The following is a 14,979-nucleotide window of genomic DNA, read 5'->3' as shown; positions in this document are numbered from 1 at the left end:
GTTTGGGGGTGTGGGGTTGGTTTGTTCGTCGTCCCCAAGGGAGGGGGCTCAACTGGGGTGTCGCTTGTGACCTGGGTCCCCGCATTCGCGGGGATGACGGAAAGGGTGGGGTGTGGGGTGGCCGTTCGCGTCACCCCGACAGGGCGTCGGGGTGACGGACGGGGGTCAGGATTTCATCAGAGCTGAAACCGGGCGCTGATGCGGAAATCGCGGCCTGCGAGGGGAGCGAAATCCTTGAGGACGCTTGCGTGGCGGCGGGCCTCTACGTCGAACAGATTGTTCGCCGACAGCGTCAGGCTGAGCGCCTTGGTGGCGAAGGGCTTCCAGCTGATCGAGGCGTTGACCATGGTGTAGCCGTCGGTCGGCGTCTCGTATCCGGCGATGCGCTTCTGATCGAAGACGCGTTCGACTTCCACGCGGGTGGTGAGGCGATCCGACTGCGCTTCCAGCCCGCCCAGCAGGCGCAGCGCCGGAATGCGCGGCGCGGGTCCCTCGCCCGTGATATCCGCATGGACGTAATCACCGACAAGATCGGTGTTCAGATCGAAGCCGCCGAGCCGGGCAAGCCGCACCGACAGCTCGCCTTCCAGCCCGTAATAGCGGGCATCGGCCTGGGCATATTGAAAGACCGGGAGATGATCGATCTCGGCCCCGGTCTGATAGTCGTAAATATAGTTCCTGAACCAGTTGTGATAGGCCGAGAGGGCGAAGGAATAGCCGTCTCCCTGCCCCTTGAGCGAGGCTTCGAGGCCCCAGCTGCTTTCCTTGGCGAAGCCGGGATCGCCGATTTCGAACGCCTGGGTGCCGGCGTGCGGGCCGTTGGCGAACATCTCTTCCGCCGAGGGAGCGCGCTCGGTGCGCGAACCACTGAGGCCGATGCGGATGCCGGGTGCCAGCGCGTAGGACGCGCCGAGCGAGAAGGAGAATGCGTCGAAACGGCGCGCGATATCGGGATTGCCGAGATCGACGTCCGCCTTGGCGCGGATATCGCTATGCTCATAGCGCGCTCCCGCTTCCGCCTTTAGCGGGCCGAGATCGAAGGACTGGAGCGTGAAGAGCCCGAATTGCTGGGTGCTGCTTTGCGGCAGGAACTTCTCGTCCCCCTCAACGCGGAAGTCGCGCAGCAGGAACTGGCCGCCGATCGCGCCGCGCCAGCCGCCACGATCGGCCTGGACCAGCTCGACACGGCCTTCCCAGCCCTGATTGAAGAAGCTGGTGCCGATCGCGCCGTCGGGCTCGATCTCGTCATGCCGATAGTCCGCAGCGGCACCGCGGAAGCGCAGCATCTCGAACAGGCCGCCCGTCTCGACCTCGGCGCGGACGTCGAAGCGCGTTTGCTTGACGTTCAGGCGGACATCCTCGTGATCGTGCCCGCCGCCACCGCCATGGCCGTGATCGTGGACATCGAAGCGCGCGGGGACGCCATAGAGGCTCTCATAGCGGCTGACCGCGAAGCCCAGCGAGCCACCGTCGCGGATGATCGAGAGGCCCCCTGCCGCGTCCCAGGTGCGGGCGGCGGTGTTGTGCAGGCGCCCGCGCACGCTCGCTTCCTCGGCCAGTTCGGGCTCATTGTCTGCAATGGCATGGGCCAGTGCGTGATCGCGCACGTTGCGGGCATAGAGGTAACCGCCGGTGCGCAGATCGCCGGTCTTGAGATAGCTGCCATCGGCATGGGCGACGATGCCGTTGCCGAGCGGCACATCGAGATGGCCCGCCGCAGAGCGCTGCTCCGACGCGCTGGAATAATTGCCGATCAGATCGAGATGAACCGCCTCTGTGGGAATGCGGCGCGGAATGCGGCTGTCGATGACGTTGACCACGCCGCCGATCGCGGACGAGCCGAACAGCAAGGCGGCGGGGCCGCGCAGCACTTCGATGCGATCCGCGTTGAGCGGATTGATCGCGGCAGCGTGATCGGCCGAAGTGTTCGACACGTCGATGCTGCCGATGCCATCGGTGAGGATGCGGATGCGCTCGCCCTGGAAGCCGCGCAGCACGGGCCGCGAGACGGCGGGGCCGAACGAACTGGCCGATACGCCCGGCAGCGAGGCGAGCGTATCACCGATCGTCGGCTTGATCTGGCGGGTCAACGCTTCGCCGGACAGGACCGACGTGCCCGAGAGCACATCGACCTGGCTGCGAACATAGGGCGCGGTGACGATGATGCCCGAATCGGCCGATTCGTGGCCATGGTCCTGATCCTGTTCGTCCTCGGCAGCCGGGACCGCCGGCGACTCGCCAGCATGCTTGTCACGAGAGGGGGCGATTTTGGGATCGGGATCGGCGGCGAAAGCGACGGCAGGCACGGCAAGGGCGGCGGTGGCCGCGCCAAGGAAAAGGGCAAAACGCATGGGATACACTCCGGGAAGCTGGTCAGGGATACTGATCGGCAAGCCACGGGACGCACGCTGGACGCGGAGGCGCCGGGCGTGGAGCGGGCTTGCTCAGGCCTGGAGTGGCTGGGGAGGTGCGCGGCTGCGCCAGCCATGCGAAGCCAGCCGGATATCGGCGGGACTCGCGAGGCTTGTTTCGGGCGCCAGTGCGGCGCGCAGGACGGGCGGGACTATTTCCGCCGGGACCGGCAGCAGCGCGCTGCCGGCATGATTGAGTTCGCGGCAGATCGGGCAGGAATCGGGAAGCTTGAGCGGGGCATCGCTATCCGCGCTGGCCGCGATATTGACCAGAACGGTGCCGCCGACGAACGGCGACGCGCCCTCCGGATGCTGATGCGTCTGCGCGACGAAGCCCTGCCAGCTGACCGCCAGCATCATCGCGAGCAGCATCGTGCGCCATGCAAGCGCGAGGTGCGGACCCAGGATGCGCGCGATCACGGCGTGGCGATTGCCACGCTGCGCGCGCTTATCCCTGGAACGCTGGACCTTCATTCCACTCGCAATGCCATTCTGCTGCATCTGCGAACGATTGATATGTTGCATTGTATCATGATGCAAGGCCCCTCGCGACGGGGCATGGTGGGCTCGCCGGGATTCGAACCCGGGACCTACAGATTAAAAGTCCGTTGCTCTACCGACTGAGCTACGAGCCCTACCAAGCGCGCTCACCTAGGGGCAGGGCGGGGGGCGGTCAACCGCTTGAAAAGCTGACGGACCGTGTGGCGCGAAATCGGATCGCGCCAATCGGGGGCGATGGCGACGAGCGGCCGGAGCACGAAATCGCGGGCGCGGAACTGCGGGTGGGGAATGGTGAGCGCAGCTTCGCCCCATGCGCCGCCCGACCAGAGGATGATATCGAGATCGATCACCCGCGCCCCCCAGGCGCGCCCGCGCCGCCGCCCGAAAGCGCGCTCGATCGCCTTGAGCCGGGCGAGCAGAGCGGGGGGATCCTCGCTCGTCCGGAGGATCGCGGCGGCATTGGCGAAGCGGCGGTTGGAGGGGCCGAGCGGGGGCGTGCGCAGAATCGGGGAGGCCAGGACGGGGGCGAGCAGGGCGAGCGCGGCGGCGATTTCCCGCTCGGGCGATCCGTGGCGCCCGCGACGGTTTGATCCCAGGGCGATCACATAGGTCGCCGGCGTCTGCGCCGCTGGGCTTGTCGTCGTCACGCCCATGCGCCTATCGCGCGCGGATGGAAGCGCCAAGCCTTGAACCGATGCGCGATTGCGCGCTGTGCCCGCGACTGGCGGCGCTGCGCGGCGAATTGCGCGTGGCGCAGCCCGAATGGTGGAACGCGCCGGTGCCCGCGCTGGGCGACCCGGAGGCGGGCATCGCGATCGTGGGGCTGGCTCCGGGGATGAAGGGGGCGAACCGGACCGGGCGGGCTTTTACGGGCGACGCTTCGGGCGACCTGCTGTTTGCCACGCTGGAGAAGTTCGCCCTGGCGGAAGCGGGCGAGCCGAAGGGCGTGCTGATCCTCAACGCGGTGCGCTGCCTGCCGCCGGGCAACAAGCCGCTGCCCGAGGAAATCCGCACGTGCCGGCAGTTTCTGAGCGGGCAACTCCGCGCGCCGGTGACGATCGCATTGGGGCAGATCGCGCACCAGTCCGCCGTGAAGGCGATGGGCGGGCGGCTGCCCAAGACGCCGTTCGGGCATGGCAACGAGCACCGCATGCCCGATGGCCGCGTGCTGATCGATAGCTATCACTGCTCGCGCTACAACCAGAACACCAACCGGCTGACGGCGGAGATGTTCGAGGCGGTGTTTGCGCGCGCGATGGAATTGCGGGGCTAGGCCGCTACGGTTCCGAAGAGCGCGCCGACGCCCGCGGTGACCGCCATGGCGACCGCTCCCCAGAAGGTGACGCGCAGCACGGCGCGGCCTATATTCGCGCCACCCGCACGCGCGCCGATCGCGCCCAGGGTGCCGAGGAAGAGCAGCGAGGCGATCGAGACGGCGGGCACGACGATCGCCAGCGGGGCCACCAGCGCGGCGATCAGCGGGGCCGCCGCGCCCACCGAAAAGGTTGCCGCCGAGGTCCAGGCCGCCTGGATCGGGCGGGCCGTGCTGAGTTCGGAAATGCCGAGCTCGTCGCGGGCGTGCGCGCCGAGCGCATCCTTCGCCATCATCTGGAGCGCGACCTGGCGGGCGAGCGCGGGCTCGACTCCGCGCGCCTCGTAGATCGCGCTGAGCTCGTCGATCTCGTGATCGGTATCGTCGCGCAGTTCGGCGCGCTCGCGGGCGAGATCGGCCTGTTCGGTATCGGACTGCGAGCTGACCGAGACATATTCGCCCGCCGCCATCGACAGTGCGCCCGCGAGCAGGCCGGCGACCCCGGCCACCAGGATCGCCTGGCGGTCCGGGCTGGCGGCGGCGACGCCGACGATCAGGCTGGAGGTGGAGACGATGCCGTCATTCGCGCCGAGCACCGCCGCGCGAAGCCAGCCGACCCGCGCCACCAGATGGCGTTCGCGATGTTCACTCAACGCACGCATCGCCAGATCCCCTTATGTCGCGCCGCCGCTTGCGGCAGGCCGTTAGATATCCTGCACGAGCCGCCCGTACAATTCGGGGCGGCGATCGCGGAAGAAGCCGAAGGCGGCGCGGTGGCGCTTGACGCGATCGAGGTCGAGCGTCGCGGTGATCACGCCGGTTTCCTCGCGATCGAGCTCGGCGAGGATGTCGCCGCGTTCGTCGGTGATGAAGCTGGTGCCGTAGAAGGTCTGGCCGTGCTCGGTGCCGATGCGGTTTGCCGCGACCACGGGGACGACGTTGGACACCGCATGGCCGACCATCGCGCGGCGCCAGAGGCGGGCGGTGTCGAGGCTGTCGTCATGCGGCTCGGAGCCGATGGCGGTGGGATAGAAGAGGATATCCGCGCCCATGAGCATCATCGCGCGCGCGGTTTCGGGATACCATTGATCCCAGCAGATGCCGACGCCCAGCGTGGCCGCGGGGCCTTCCCAGACCTTGAAGCCGGTATTGCCCGGGCGGAAATAGAATTTTTCCTCATAGCCGGGGCCGTCCGGGATGTGGCTCTTGCGATAGACGCCGGCGACCTTTCCGTCCGGGCCGATCATCGCGAGGCTGTTATAATGATGCGGGCCATCGGCTTCGAAGAAGCTGGTGGGGATGTAGATGCCGAGCTCGGCGGCGAGCTTCTGCATCGCGAGCACCGCCTTGTGCTCGTTCGCAGGCTTTGCGTTGGAGAAGAGCCCTTCATCCTCGACGCGGCAGAAATATTCGCCTTCGAACAATTCGGGCGGCAGCACGACCTGCGCGCCGCGCGACGCGGCCTCGCGGACCATTTCGGAAACCGCCGCGATATTGGCGTCAATGTCATCGGTGAAGGCGAGCTGGAGCGCTCCGACGGTGATTTCGGTCATGCGCGCCATGTAGTGGCATTTGCTTTCCTTCGCACCCCCTGCCTTAATCGCCGCGATGACCAGCTTCGAATTCGCCTTTTCGCTGTTCGGCCTGTTGCTGGGGCTTTCGCTCGCCGAGGTGATGAGCGGGTTCGGGCGCGTGATGCGGGGACGGACGGCGATCCGGCTGGGGTGGCTGACGCCGATGGTCGGCGTGCTGCTGATGGTCGATCTCGTCACCTTCTGGTCGAACGCCTGGGACATGCGCGAGGCGATCCCGCCGAGCTTCGCGGCCCTGCTGTTCGGCACGGTGATCGCGTCGATCTATTATCTCGCCGCGTCGCTCGTCTTCCCCACCGCAGTGAGCGAATGGCCCGATCTCGACGCCTATTTCATGCGCCACAAGGGGCAGGTGATGATCGGCGTGATGAGCGCGAACCTGTTGGTGATGGTCGCGCGCATCCTGCTTTACGGCAACATCTTCACCACCTGGCAATCCGTGACGATTCCGGTGCTGTTCTCCGGACTCGGGCTCGCGATCGTCTTTTCGAAGAGCAAATGGGTGTGCGGCGCGATCCTTGCGCTGCTGCTCAGCCTTTACGGGATGTTCCGCTTCCTATTCTGACGGAATCTGCTGGCTGATACAGTGGAAGCTGCCGCCGCCGGTTAGGATATGATCGGCGCGCTGGCCGACGATCTCGCGGCCGGGGAAGAGCTTGCCCAGCGCATCGACCGCGGCCTGATCATTCTCCTGCCCATAGAGCGGAACGACGACGGCGGCGTTGCCGATATAGAAGTTCATATAGCTGGCGGGGATGATCTCCTCTTCCTCGTCGAGCACGCGGCCGGGGGAGGGGAAGGGGATGACTTCGACGCCGTGGCGCTCGGCGCGCAGCTTCGCATCCTGATAGACGCGCCAATTGGGATCGTTCTCGGCAGGCTCGGGGATCAGCAGCCGGTTCGGGCCGACGAAGCGCGCGAGATTATCGACATGGCCGTCGGTGTGATCGTTGAGCAGCCCGTTTCCGAGCCACAGCACATCGGTATAGCCGAGATCGGACTTGAGCAGCGCTTCCACCTGGTTCTGGGAGAAGCCGGGATTGCGATTATGGTTGAGCAGGCATTGCTCGGTGGTGACGACGAGGCCGGTGCCGTCGCCGTCGATCGCGCCGCCTTCGATGATCCAGTCGAACGATTCGACAGGCAGGCGCTGGCGGCGGGCGAGGCGGATGCCGATATCGTCATCGCCCTCAAGATCATATTTGCCGCCCCAGCCGTTGAAGCCGAAATCGCGCGCAAGGCCGTCGCCGCCGATGATCGCGGCAGTATCGCGCAGCCAGATGTCGCCGAACGGCTCGACCACGATGCGTGCGTCATTGCCCAGCAGCTTCTTCGCCGCCGCACCCGATTCCGCATTGGCGCAGACCAGGATCACCTGCTCACCGCGCCCGCCGGCATGCACCGCACGCGCGAAGGCCGCGACTTCGGCGCGCGCGGGCTCGAGATCCTCGACCCAGAGCTCGGGATGGCTGGGAAAGCCGATCCAGACGGCGTCATGGGGTGCCCATTCGGGCTTGGGGGGCAGGATGGTCATTCGCTGCTTTTTAGTCGGCTGGCGATAAATGCAAACCATATCCCGAGAAAAATAGCGGGACCCTGGGGTCCCGCTTCCTCCGTGCACGCGCCAGTGCGTTCCGGGCCGCTTGCCCGGTGGGGTTCTCCCCGCTTGAGCTATAGCCCGCCAGAATTAGCGGGACCCCGGGGCAAGCCCGGGGTGACCGGGGGGTGGTGAGGCCGGGGCGGATAGGGGTCCGCCCTGCCACACGCCGCTACTGGCCTGCCCGGCTCTTGTCGCGGATCGCGCGGAATTCGGCGGTGGGGTACCAGTTTGGCCAGAGGTCGCCATCGGCGAGCATGCGACCGAAATCATGGTAGAGCTGGACGTCCTGCACCGCGGCACCCCAATCCCAGCTCCCTGAATATTCGTCCTGCGGCTTGTGATAGGCGCGGGCGGTATATTCCTCGCTCAGCTTGGTGCCGGCTTCCTTGCCGCCGACCACCAGATCCTCGCCCGCGCCGCCATTGAGCATGGGGACGCCGAGCCGCGCGAAGCTGAAATGGTCCGAGCGATAATAATAGCCGCGCTCGGGTGTGGGTTCGGGTTCGATCACGCGATTCTGCGCCGCGACGAAGGGCTTCACCAGATCTTCCATCTCGGACTTGCCCGCGCCGACCATCACGAAATCCCTGACCGCGGGCGTCACAGAGAGCGCATCCATGTTGACGCCGCCCACCGTCTTGGCGAGCGGGAAGACCGGGTTCTCGGCATAATATTTGGAGCCGAGCAGGCCCGATTCCTCGGCGGTAACGGCAAGGAACACCTGCGAGCGCGCGGTTGGGCCCTGTTTGGCGCTCGCCTCTGCGATCGCGACCAAAGCGCCGATGCCCGTCGCATTGTCGATCGCGCCGTTGCAGATATCGTCGCCGTCGATTGCGTCGCAGCGACCCAGATGATCCCAATGGCCGGTGTAGAGCACCACTTCATCCGGGCGCTTGGTGCCGGGAAGCATGCCGATGACGTTCCTCGATTTCTGGCGCTTGATATCATTGTCGAAGCTGACCGATGCCTTGAGCCCGAGCGGCACGGCGCGGAAGCCCATCGTGCGGGCAGCCTCGAGCAAGGCCGGATAATCCTTGCCCGCGCTGGCGAAGAGCGCCTTTGCCGCGTCCTGCTGGATCCAGGCGATCGCCTGGCTCTGGCCCATATGATTGTCGGAGGCGTCCTGCTCATATTGCGCGCCGGTCCAGCTCGACTGGACGACGCCCCAGCCATAGGCCGCGGGCTCGGTATCATGGATAATGATCGCGGCTGCTGCGCCCTGCCGCGCGGCTTCCTCGAACTTGTAGGTCCAGCGGCCATAATAGGTCATCGCCTTGCCATCGAAGAGCCCGTCGAGCGTGGGCGTCTGCCAATCGGCATCGTTGACGAGGATGAGGACCGTCTTCCCCTTCACATCGACGCCGGCATAGTCGTTCCAGCCGCGTTCGGGCGCGTTGATCCCGTAGCCGACGAAGACGACGTCGCTATCCTTGAGCGCGATATTGGGCACGACGCGATAGGTGTTGACCACCATATCGGTGCGATAGGCGAGGCTTACGGGGGTCTTGCCGCCGGAAAAGACGAGGTTCGAAACGTTCTTCGCGGTGAGCTCCACCAGCGGCACGTCCTGGAACCAGCTTCCCTTGTTGCCCGGCTGGAGCCCCGCTTTCTTGAATCGCTCTACGATATAGTTGACGGTCTTTTCCTCCGCCGGCGTGGTGGGCGCGCGGCCCTCGAACGCATCGGAAGACAGCGTCTTCGTCACGTCCTTCATCGTATCGAGCGAAATGGCCTGCGCCGAGGCGGCACCGCTGGCCAGAAGCGACAGGGCAAACAGAGCGAAGCGCATGCGAAACTCCCGAAATGATCCCGCATGCTGGCAGGGGTTGCGCGCCGGGGCAACGTGATGCAGCAATGGTAGCGATAACATGAGCGCGGAGAGGGCGATGCGGCCGGGATTGCTTTTGTCGCTGTTGCTGTGCGCGGCGCTGCCCGCCGCCGCACAGCAACAGGATTATGCCGCCGCAAATGCCGACCGGCAGGCGATGCTGGACCTGCTGGGGATCAAGGCGACCCGGCCGGGAGCGGATGGCTTCAATCGCGACGCGCCCAACGCCGCCAATTACGACGAGGCGAAAGCGGGCGAGCCGCAGCTGCACGGCGTGCTGACCATGGCCAATGGCGATAGGGTGGATAGCGCGCGGATGTGGTGGCGCGCGCGGCGGCCCGAGCTCGTCGAGCTGTTCGACCGCGAAATCTATGGCCGGGTGCCGGCGAGCGCGCCGACGATCGACTGGCGCGTCGTGCGCGAGGAAAGCGCGGTCGAAGGCGGGGTGCCGGTCGTCAAGAAATGGCTGGAGGGCGTGGCCGACAACAAGGCATGGCCCCAAGCGAGCGCGACGATATCGCTGCGCGTGACGCTGCCGCGCGGCAAGGCGCGCGTGCCGCTGATGCTGTCCTTCGGCTTTCCCGAGGGTTTCCGCTTCCCCGGGCCGCCGCGCCCCGCCGATCCGGGGCCACCCTATACCGAGCAATTGCTCCAGCGCGGCTGGGGTTATGCAGTGCTGGTCGCCAATTCGATCCAGGCGGATAATGGCGGGCTGCTGAAGGATGGCGTGATCGGGATTTCGCTGCGCGGCAAGGCGCGCGGCCCGGAGGATTGGGGCGTGCTGCGCGCCTGGGCATGGGGGGCGAGCCGCGCGTTCGACGTGCTGGCGAGGGATCCCGCGATCGATGCGAAGCGCATCGGGATCGAGGGTCTGTCGCGCTATGGCAAGGCGGCGCTGGTGACGATGGCCTATGACCAGCGCTTCGCGATCGGCTTTGTCGGATCGTCGGGCGCGGGTGGTGCTGCGCTCTATCGCCGCAATTTCGGCGAACGCATGGGCAATCTGTGTGCGAGCGGCGAGTATCACTGGTTCGCGGGCAATTTCCTCAAATATTGCGGGGTGCTCACCGAATTCGATCTGCCGATCGACTCGCACCAGCTGATCGCGCTCAGCGCGCCGCGTGCGCTGTTCATCGGGGCGGGGACGGTGGAGACCGGGGATGGCTGGGTCGATCCCAAGGGCAGCTTCCTCGCCGCTGCGGCAGCCAGCCATGCCTGGGACCTGCTCGGCAAGCCCGGGCTGAGCAGCGATGTGTTTCCCGAGGCGCTCACCCCGGTTACCGGCGGATCGCTCGGCTTTCGCCAGCATCAGGGCGGGCACAATAATCGCGACAACTGGCCCAGCTTCATCGATTTTGCGCAGGCGCGGCTGGGGGCAAAGCGCTGAGCCTTCAGCGCCGATTCCCGGGCTGAACCGCCCCGCCCGGAAATCCGGCTATCTTGGCCGCGATTCCCATTGCGAAATTCCATCAGCAATGCAGATTGGCGTTTCGTAACAGGGGATTATCAGTGAGAAACCATAGCTTGATCGCGCTGGCGGCCGCACTGGCGGCGGTGGCCCAGCCGGCCGCTGCCCAGGACGGGCTGAGCGCCGCAGAAGCCGCAAAGTCATTTGGCGCGCGCCCGGGCATCTTGGACGCCAGCATGTCGCCCGACGGCACCAAGATCGCGATTGTCGTGCCGGGGCCGGGGCAAAGCGCGTTCGTCGAAGTGCTCGACCTGGTCAAGAAGACCAACACGCCGGTCAACAAGGCCGATGGCAACCCGATGACGCTGACCGGCTGCACCTGGGTCACCAACGCCCGGCTGATCTGCCAGCTCTACGGCGTATCGGACACGAACTATAACAGGCTGCTGCCCTATACCCGGATGGTGGCGATGAACGCCGATGGCAGCAATCCGATGCCGCTGTCCACGCTGAACCGCTATGACAGCTATGCCCAGCTTTCCGACGGCTATGTGATCGACTGGCGTGACGGATCGGACAGCAAGGTGCTGATCGCCCGCCGCTATGTCGCGTCCGGCGGCGTGGGCATGACGGGCACGGGCACGAACGCCAAGGAGGGACTGGGCGTCGACCTGCTCGACACCGAGACCGCCAAGACCGTGCAGGTCGAGAGCCCTGACACCGCGACCTATCTGTATCTCGCCGACGGCAAGGGCAATGTCCGCATCAAGGGCGCCGACGAATCGATCCGCTCGCAGAACCAGTCGCGCGGCATAACCACGTTCAGCTATCGCACCGCCGGCAGCAAGCAATGGAAGCCGTTCGGCACCTATAATGGCGTGACCGAAGAGGGCATGTATCCCGTCGGCGTGGATGGCGCGGCGGACGTGGCCTATGTGCTGAAGAAGCTGGACGGGCGCGATGCGCTGTACCGGGTCGCGCTGGACGGGACGATGAAGACCGAGCTCGCCTTCGCGCACCCCAAGGTGGACGTGAGCGACGTCGCGCGCACCGGCCGCGAAGGCCGGATCGTCGGCGCGCGCTATACGATCGATGCCGGGCAGATCGAGTTCTTCGATCCCAAGTTCAAGGAGCTGATGACCTATCTGAGCAGCACGATGAAGGCGCTGCCGCTGGTCCATCTGGTCGATTCGAGCGCGGATGGGACCAAGCATCTCGTCTATGCCGGCAGCGATACCGACGCGGGGCGCTATTTCGTATTCGACTCGACGACCAAGAAGATGATGCCGCTCGGCAAATCGCGGCCGGACCTGACCGGGGTGCCGCTCGGCGAGATGAAGAGCATCACCTACAAGGCTGCCGACGGCACCGAGGTGCCGGCCTATCTGACGCTGCCGGCGGGCAGCGCGGGGAAGAAGCTGCCCGCGATCGTGATGCCGCATGGCGGGCCGGCGTCGCGCGACACCTGGGGCTTTGACTGGATGGTCCAGTTCTTCGCATCGCGCGGCTATGCGGTGATCCAGCCCAATTTCCGCGGCTCATCGGGCTATGGCGATAGCTGGTTCAAGGACAATGGCTTCAAATCGTGGAAGCTGGCGATCGGCGACGTCAACGATGCCGGGCGCTATCTGGTGGCGCAGGGCATCGCCGATCCGGAGAAGCTGGCGATCTTCGGCTGGTCCTATGGCGGCTATGCCGCGCTGCAGGCCAATGTGGTGGATCCAAACCTGTTCAAGGCAGTGATCGCCGTCGCGCCGGTGACCGATCTGGGCGCGCTCAAGGCGGACACGGGCAGCCGCATCCAGAAGGACTATATCGGCAGCGGCCCGCATATCACCGAGGGCTCGCCCGCGCGGCATCCCGAGCTGTTCAAGGCTCCGGTGCTGATGTTCCATGGCGACAAGGACATCAATGTCGATCTCGACCAGGCCAAGCTGATGGACCGGCAGCTCAAAAAGGCCGGCAAGAGCAGCGAGTTGATCGTCTATCCCAAGCTCGACCACCAGCTGGACGATTCGGCGATCCGCGCCGATCTGCTCGCCAAATCAGACGCGTTTCTGGCCAAGGCGCTGAAGCGCTAGAGCCTGATCCGGATGGGCTGGCCGTCTCCGCTTTTGCGGGGATGGCCAGTCGCGATGTACGGGATCGCGCTCCGAGCCGGGCGCAGCCATTCGCGAGTGACGAAAAAGGGCGGCCCCGCGAGGGACCGCCCTTTTTCTTGTCCGGCTGAAGCCCGAAAACTTAGCGCGAATAGAATTCGACGACCAGGTTCGGCTCCATCTTCACCGGATAGGGAACCTCGTCGAGGGTCGGCACGCGGGTGAAGGTGATCTTCGAGGCACCATCGGGAGCCACGTAATCGGGGATATCACGCTCGGACAGGCTCTGCGCTTCCATCACCAGCGCCATTTCCTGCGCCTTGGTCGAAAGCGAGACTTCCTCGCCCGGCTTGATGCGGCGCGAACCGATGTTGCACTTCTCGCCGTTCACGCGGACATGGCCGTGGTTGACGATCTGGCGGGCCGCGAAGATCGTCGGCGCGAACTTGGCGCGATAGACGATCATGTCGAGGCGCTGTTCGAGCAGGCCGATCAGGTTCTGACCGGTATCGCCCTTCATGCGCGACGCTTCTTCATAAGTGCGCTTGAACTGCTTCTCGGTGATGTCGCCGTAATAGCCCTTGAGCTTCTGCTTGGCGCGGAGCTGGATGCCGAAGTCCGACATCTTGCCCTTGCGGCGCTGACCGTGCTGGCCGGGGCCGTACTCACGCTTGTTGACCGGGCTCTTCGGGCGACCCCAGATGTTTTCGCCCATCCGGCGATCGAGCTTGTGCTTGGCGCTGTTGCGCTTCGACATATCTAATCCTTTGCAATCACAGAACAACGTTGGTCCCGGTATCCGCCTGCTGAACTCTGTGAGGAGGGCAGGGCCGCCGCTTCACCGGGGTGCGGGGCCATTGCGAAGGCGCGCGGTTAGACGCGGAGGGCGTGCGAGTCAAGTTTTGCAGCAAGCCGTGGCCCCGGCTGCAGGCCCGGGCGACGAAGACATTATGCGCGCGTGCGGGGCAGCTTCTTGCCTTCGAGCGCCGAGAGGACGCCGCGCAGGGTGCGGAGTTCCTGGCTGGTCCATTCGGCCTTGGTGAGCAGGGTGCGCAGGGTGCGTTTGGTGGTCGGCACGCGGGCCGGAGGATAATAGAAGCCGGTGGTTTCCAGCATCGCATCGAGCTGGGCGAACATGCCCTCAAATTCCTGCTGCGGGGCGGGGGGATCGAGATCGACCAGCGTGGGGCTGACCAAAGCTTCGCCCTTCGACCATTCATAGGCGCAGAGGATCACGGCCTGGGCGAGGTTGAGCGAGCCGAATTCGGGGTTGATCGGCACGGTGATGATCGTGCGCGCCATCGCCACTTCCTCGACATCGAGGCCCGAGCGCTCGCGGCCGAACAGGATCGCCGAGCGACCGGGCTCGGCATGGATATCGCGCGCCGCCACTTCGGGCGTGACCACGGGCCGGGTGATGCCGCGCTTGCGCACCGTGGTGGCATAGACATGGCTGCAATCGGCGACGGCATCGGCGAGGCTATCGAAAAGCTGGGCCTTTTCCAGCACCACATCGGCGCCGCTGGCGGCAGGGCCGGCGCTGGGATTGGGCCAGCCGTCGCGCGGGGCCACGAGGCGCAATTCGGTGAGCCCGAAATTGAGCATCGCGCGGGCGGCCTTGCCGATATTCTCGCCAAGCTGGGGCCGGACGAGCACGATGACGGGCTGGGGGGCGCTCATTCCCCGTCTCTCTTCGATGTGCCGGCTTCGCTCACATTACCGGCGAATTCCTCGAAATCCTTGGCCTCGCGGAAATCCTTATAGACGCTGGCGAAGCGGATATAGGCGACGGGATCGAGACCCTTGAGCCCCTCCATCACCAGCTCGCCGATCCGCTGCGAGGGGATTTCGCTGTCGCCCAGCGTTTCGAGCTGACGCTGGATGCCCGAGACGAGGCGCTCGATCTGCGCGGCGGTGACGGGGCGCTTGCGCGCGGCGATCGAGACCGAACGGACCAATTTGTCGCGCTCGAACGGCTCGCGCTTGTCCTCGCTCTTGAGCACGGTCAGCTCGCGCAGCTGGATGCGCTCGAACGTGGTGAAGCGCGCGGCGCAGGCCTCGCACTGGCGTCGCCTGCGGATCGCGCCATTATCCTCGGTCGGACGGCTGTCCTTTACCTGCGAGTCCTCGTTTCCGCAGAACGGGCAGCGCATTAGTCCCGCTCCCCTTCAGGAGAGGTCGGGAGAGGGGCAGCCGGTTCGGAAAGAGCCGCCCCTTCAGGCCCCTCT

At 65.8% G+C, this 14,979-nt stretch carries 14 protein-coding genes and 1 tRNA gene; 4 read left to right on the top strand and 11 right to left on the bottom strand.

All coding sequences use genetic code 11. The features are described from left to right. Nucleotides 1-176 precede the first annotated feature (176 nt). From SSO01S_RS16880 to folK, 4 genes are all read right to left on the bottom strand, one after another. Nucleotides 177-2,351: a TonB-dependent receptor gene (locus tag SSO01S_RS16880; protein ID WP_066801546.1), complete on the bottom strand. Its 2,175-nt coding sequence runs from the start codon at nt 2,349-2,351 to the stop codon at nt 177-179. A 93-nt stretch (nt 2,352-2,444) separates the two neighbouring features. Beyond that, on the bottom strand, nt 2,445-2,936 hold the full coding sequence (locus SSO01S_RS16875; RefSeq protein ID WP_157073839.1) for a DUF2946 family protein: 492 nt from the start codon (nt 2,934-2,936) through the stop codon (nt 2,445-2,447). A gap of 34 nt (nt 2,937-2,970) precedes the next feature. Continuing rightward, nucleotides 2,971-3,046, bottom strand: a tRNA-Lys gene (locus SSO01S_RS16870). A gap of 12 nt (nt 3,047-3,058) precedes the next feature. Continuing rightward, nucleotides 3,059-3,565, bottom strand: coding sequence for a 2-amino-4-hydroxy-6-hydroxymethyldihydropteridine diphosphokinase (folK, locus tag SSO01S_RS16865; RefSeq protein WP_066801540.1), 507 nt, complete (start codon nt 3,563-3,565; stop codon nt 3,059-3,061). 17 nt (nt 3,566-3,582) lie between these two features. On the opposite strand from folK, the gene SSO01S_RS16860 reads away from it, so the two are divergent. Next, entirely contained in the window at nt 3,583-4,185 is a 603-nt protein-coding gene (locus SSO01S_RS16860) for a uracil-DNA glycosylase (RefSeq protein WP_066801538.1), read from the top strand. Here SSO01S_RS16860 and SSO01S_RS16855 read toward each other — a convergent pair. Then, a complete protein-coding gene (locus tag SSO01S_RS16855; RefSeq protein ID WP_066801535.1) occupies nt 4,182-4,886 on the bottom strand; it encodes a VIT1/CCC1 transporter family protein in 705 nt (234 codons plus the stop codon). The two genes, SSO01S_RS16860 and SSO01S_RS16855, sit on opposite strands and share 4 nt — an antisense overlap. 42 nt (nt 4,887-4,928) lie before the next feature. After that, entirely contained in the window at nt 4,929-5,777 is an 849-nt protein-coding gene (gene aguB, locus SSO01S_RS16850; protein WP_066801544.1) for an N-carbamoylputrescine amidase, read from the bottom strand. 55 nt (nt 5,778-5,832) lie between these two features. Between aguB and SSO01S_RS16845 the strand changes: the two genes are divergently transcribed. Then, complete coding sequence (locus tag SSO01S_RS16845) at nt 5,833-6,381, top strand: hypothetical protein (RefSeq protein ID WP_066801532.1); 549 nt, start codon at nt 5,833-5,835, stop codon at nt 6,379-6,381. On the opposite strand, the gene SSO01S_RS16840 is transcribed toward SSO01S_RS16845, so the two are convergent. Then, entirely contained in the window at nt 6,373-7,350 is a 978-nt protein-coding gene (locus SSO01S_RS16840; RefSeq protein WP_066801529.1) for an agmatine deiminase family protein, read from the bottom strand. The two genes, SSO01S_RS16845 and SSO01S_RS16840, sit on opposite strands and share 9 nt — an antisense overlap. A 235-nt stretch (nt 7,351-7,585) precedes the next feature. Continuing rightward, nucleotides 7,586-9,205 carry a M28 family peptidase gene (locus SSO01S_RS16835; RefSeq protein ID WP_066801526.1) on the bottom strand — a complete coding sequence of 540 codons (1,620 nt, stop codon included), beginning with the start codon at nt 9,203-9,205 and terminating at the stop codon, nt 7,586-7,588. Nucleotides 9,206-9,284: 79 nt separating this feature from the next. On the opposite strand from SSO01S_RS16835, the gene SSO01S_RS16830 reads away from it, so the two are divergent. Beyond that, nucleotides 9,285-10,631, top strand: a complete 1,347-nt coding sequence (locus SSO01S_RS16830; protein ID WP_218000387.1) for a glucuronyl esterase domain-containing protein — start codon at nt 9,285-9,287, stop codon at nt 10,629-10,631. Between the two features lie 122 nt (nt 10,632-10,753). Then, nucleotides 10,754-12,733 (top strand): alpha/beta hydrolase family protein, encoded by a 1,980-nt coding sequence (locus SSO01S_RS16825; RefSeq protein ID WP_157073838.1) that lies wholly within the window; start codon nt 10,754-10,756, stop codon nt 12,731-12,733. A 160-nt stretch (nt 12,734-12,893) separates the two neighbouring features. Here the strand turns inward: SSO01S_RS16825 and rpsD are convergent, their stop codons facing one another. The 3 genes from rpsD to nrdR form a co-directional block, all read right to left on the bottom strand. Continuing rightward, the gene (gene rpsD / locus SSO01S_RS16820) at nt 12,894-13,508 is read right to left on the bottom strand and encodes a 30S ribosomal protein S4 (RefSeq protein ID WP_066801517.1); all 615 of its coding nucleotides are present in this window, start codon (nt 13,506-13,508) and stop codon (nt 12,894-12,896) included. A 191-nt stretch (nt 13,509-13,699) separates the two neighbouring features. Then, entirely contained in the window at nt 13,700-14,431 is a 732-nt protein-coding gene (locus tag SSO01S_RS16815) for an RNA methyltransferase (protein ID WP_066801514.1), read from the bottom strand. Beyond that, a complete protein-coding gene (gene nrdR, locus SSO01S_RS16810) occupies nt 14,428-14,904 on the bottom strand; it encodes a transcriptional regulator NrdR (protein WP_066801512.1) in 477 nt (158 codons plus the stop codon). Before nrdR ends, SSO01S_RS16815 begins: the two co-directional genes overlap by 4 nt. Nucleotides 14,905-14,979: the final 75 nt, after the last annotated feature.

This window comes from Sphingomonas soli NBRC 100801 (assembly GCF_001591025.1).
Taxonomy (GTDB): Bacteria; Pseudomonadota; Alphaproteobacteria; order Sphingomonadales; family Sphingomonadaceae; genus Sphingomonas; species Sphingomonas soli.
The sequence above is the reverse complement of the archived record's forward strand: the minus strand, read 5'-3'. Positions and strand labels throughout refer to the sequence as shown.

Bases quoted from the DNA above. Each gene is read 5' to 3' on its own strand.
- SSO01S_RS16880 (WP_066801546.1), bottom strand. From the start codon at position 2,351: ATGCGTTTTGCCCTTTTCCTTGGCGCGGCCACCGCCGCCCTTGCCGTG.
- SSO01S_RS16875 (WP_157073839.1), bottom strand. From the start codon at position 2,936: ATGCAACATATCAATCGTTCGCAGATGCAGCAGAATGGCATTGCGAGT.
- folK (WP_066801540.1), bottom strand. From the start codon at position 3,565: ATGGGCGTGACGACGACAAGCCCAGCGGCGCAGACGCCGGCGACCTAT.
- SSO01S_RS16860 (WP_066801538.1), top strand. From the start codon at position 3,583: ATGGAAGCGCCAAGCCTTGAACCGATGCGCGATTGCGCGCTGTGCCCG.
- SSO01S_RS16855 (WP_066801535.1), bottom strand. From the start codon at position 4,886: ATGCGTGCGTTGAGTGAACATCGCGAACGCCATCTGGTGGCGCGGGTC.
- aguB (WP_066801544.1), bottom strand. From the start codon at position 5,777: ATGACCGAAATCACCGTCGGAGCGCTCCAGCTCGCCTTCACCGATGAC.
- SSO01S_RS16845 (WP_066801532.1), top strand. From the start codon at position 5,833: ATGACCAGCTTCGAATTCGCCTTTTCGCTGTTCGGCCTGTTGCTGGGG.
- SSO01S_RS16840 (WP_066801529.1), bottom strand. From the start codon at position 7,350: ATGACCATCCTGCCCCCCAAGCCCGAATGGGCACCCCATGACGCCGTC.
- SSO01S_RS16835 (WP_066801526.1), bottom strand. From the start codon at position 9,205: ATGCGCTTCGCTCTGTTTGCCCTGTCGCTTCTGGCCAGCGGTGCCGCC.
- SSO01S_RS16830 (WP_218000387.1), top strand. From the start codon at position 9,285: ATGAGCGCGGAGAGGGCGATGCGGCCGGGATTGCTTTTGTCGCTGTTG.
- rpsD (WP_066801517.1), bottom strand. From the start codon at position 13,508: ATGTCGAAGCGCAACAGCGCCAAGCACAAGCTCGATCGCCGGATGGGC.
- SSO01S_RS16815 (WP_066801514.1), bottom strand. From the start codon at position 14,431: ATGAGCGCCCCCCAGCCCGTCATCGTGCTCGTCCGGCCCCAGCTTGGC.
- nrdR (WP_066801512.1), bottom strand. From the start codon at position 14,904: ATGCGCTGCCCGTTCTGCGGAAACGAGGACTCGCAGGTAAAGGACAGC.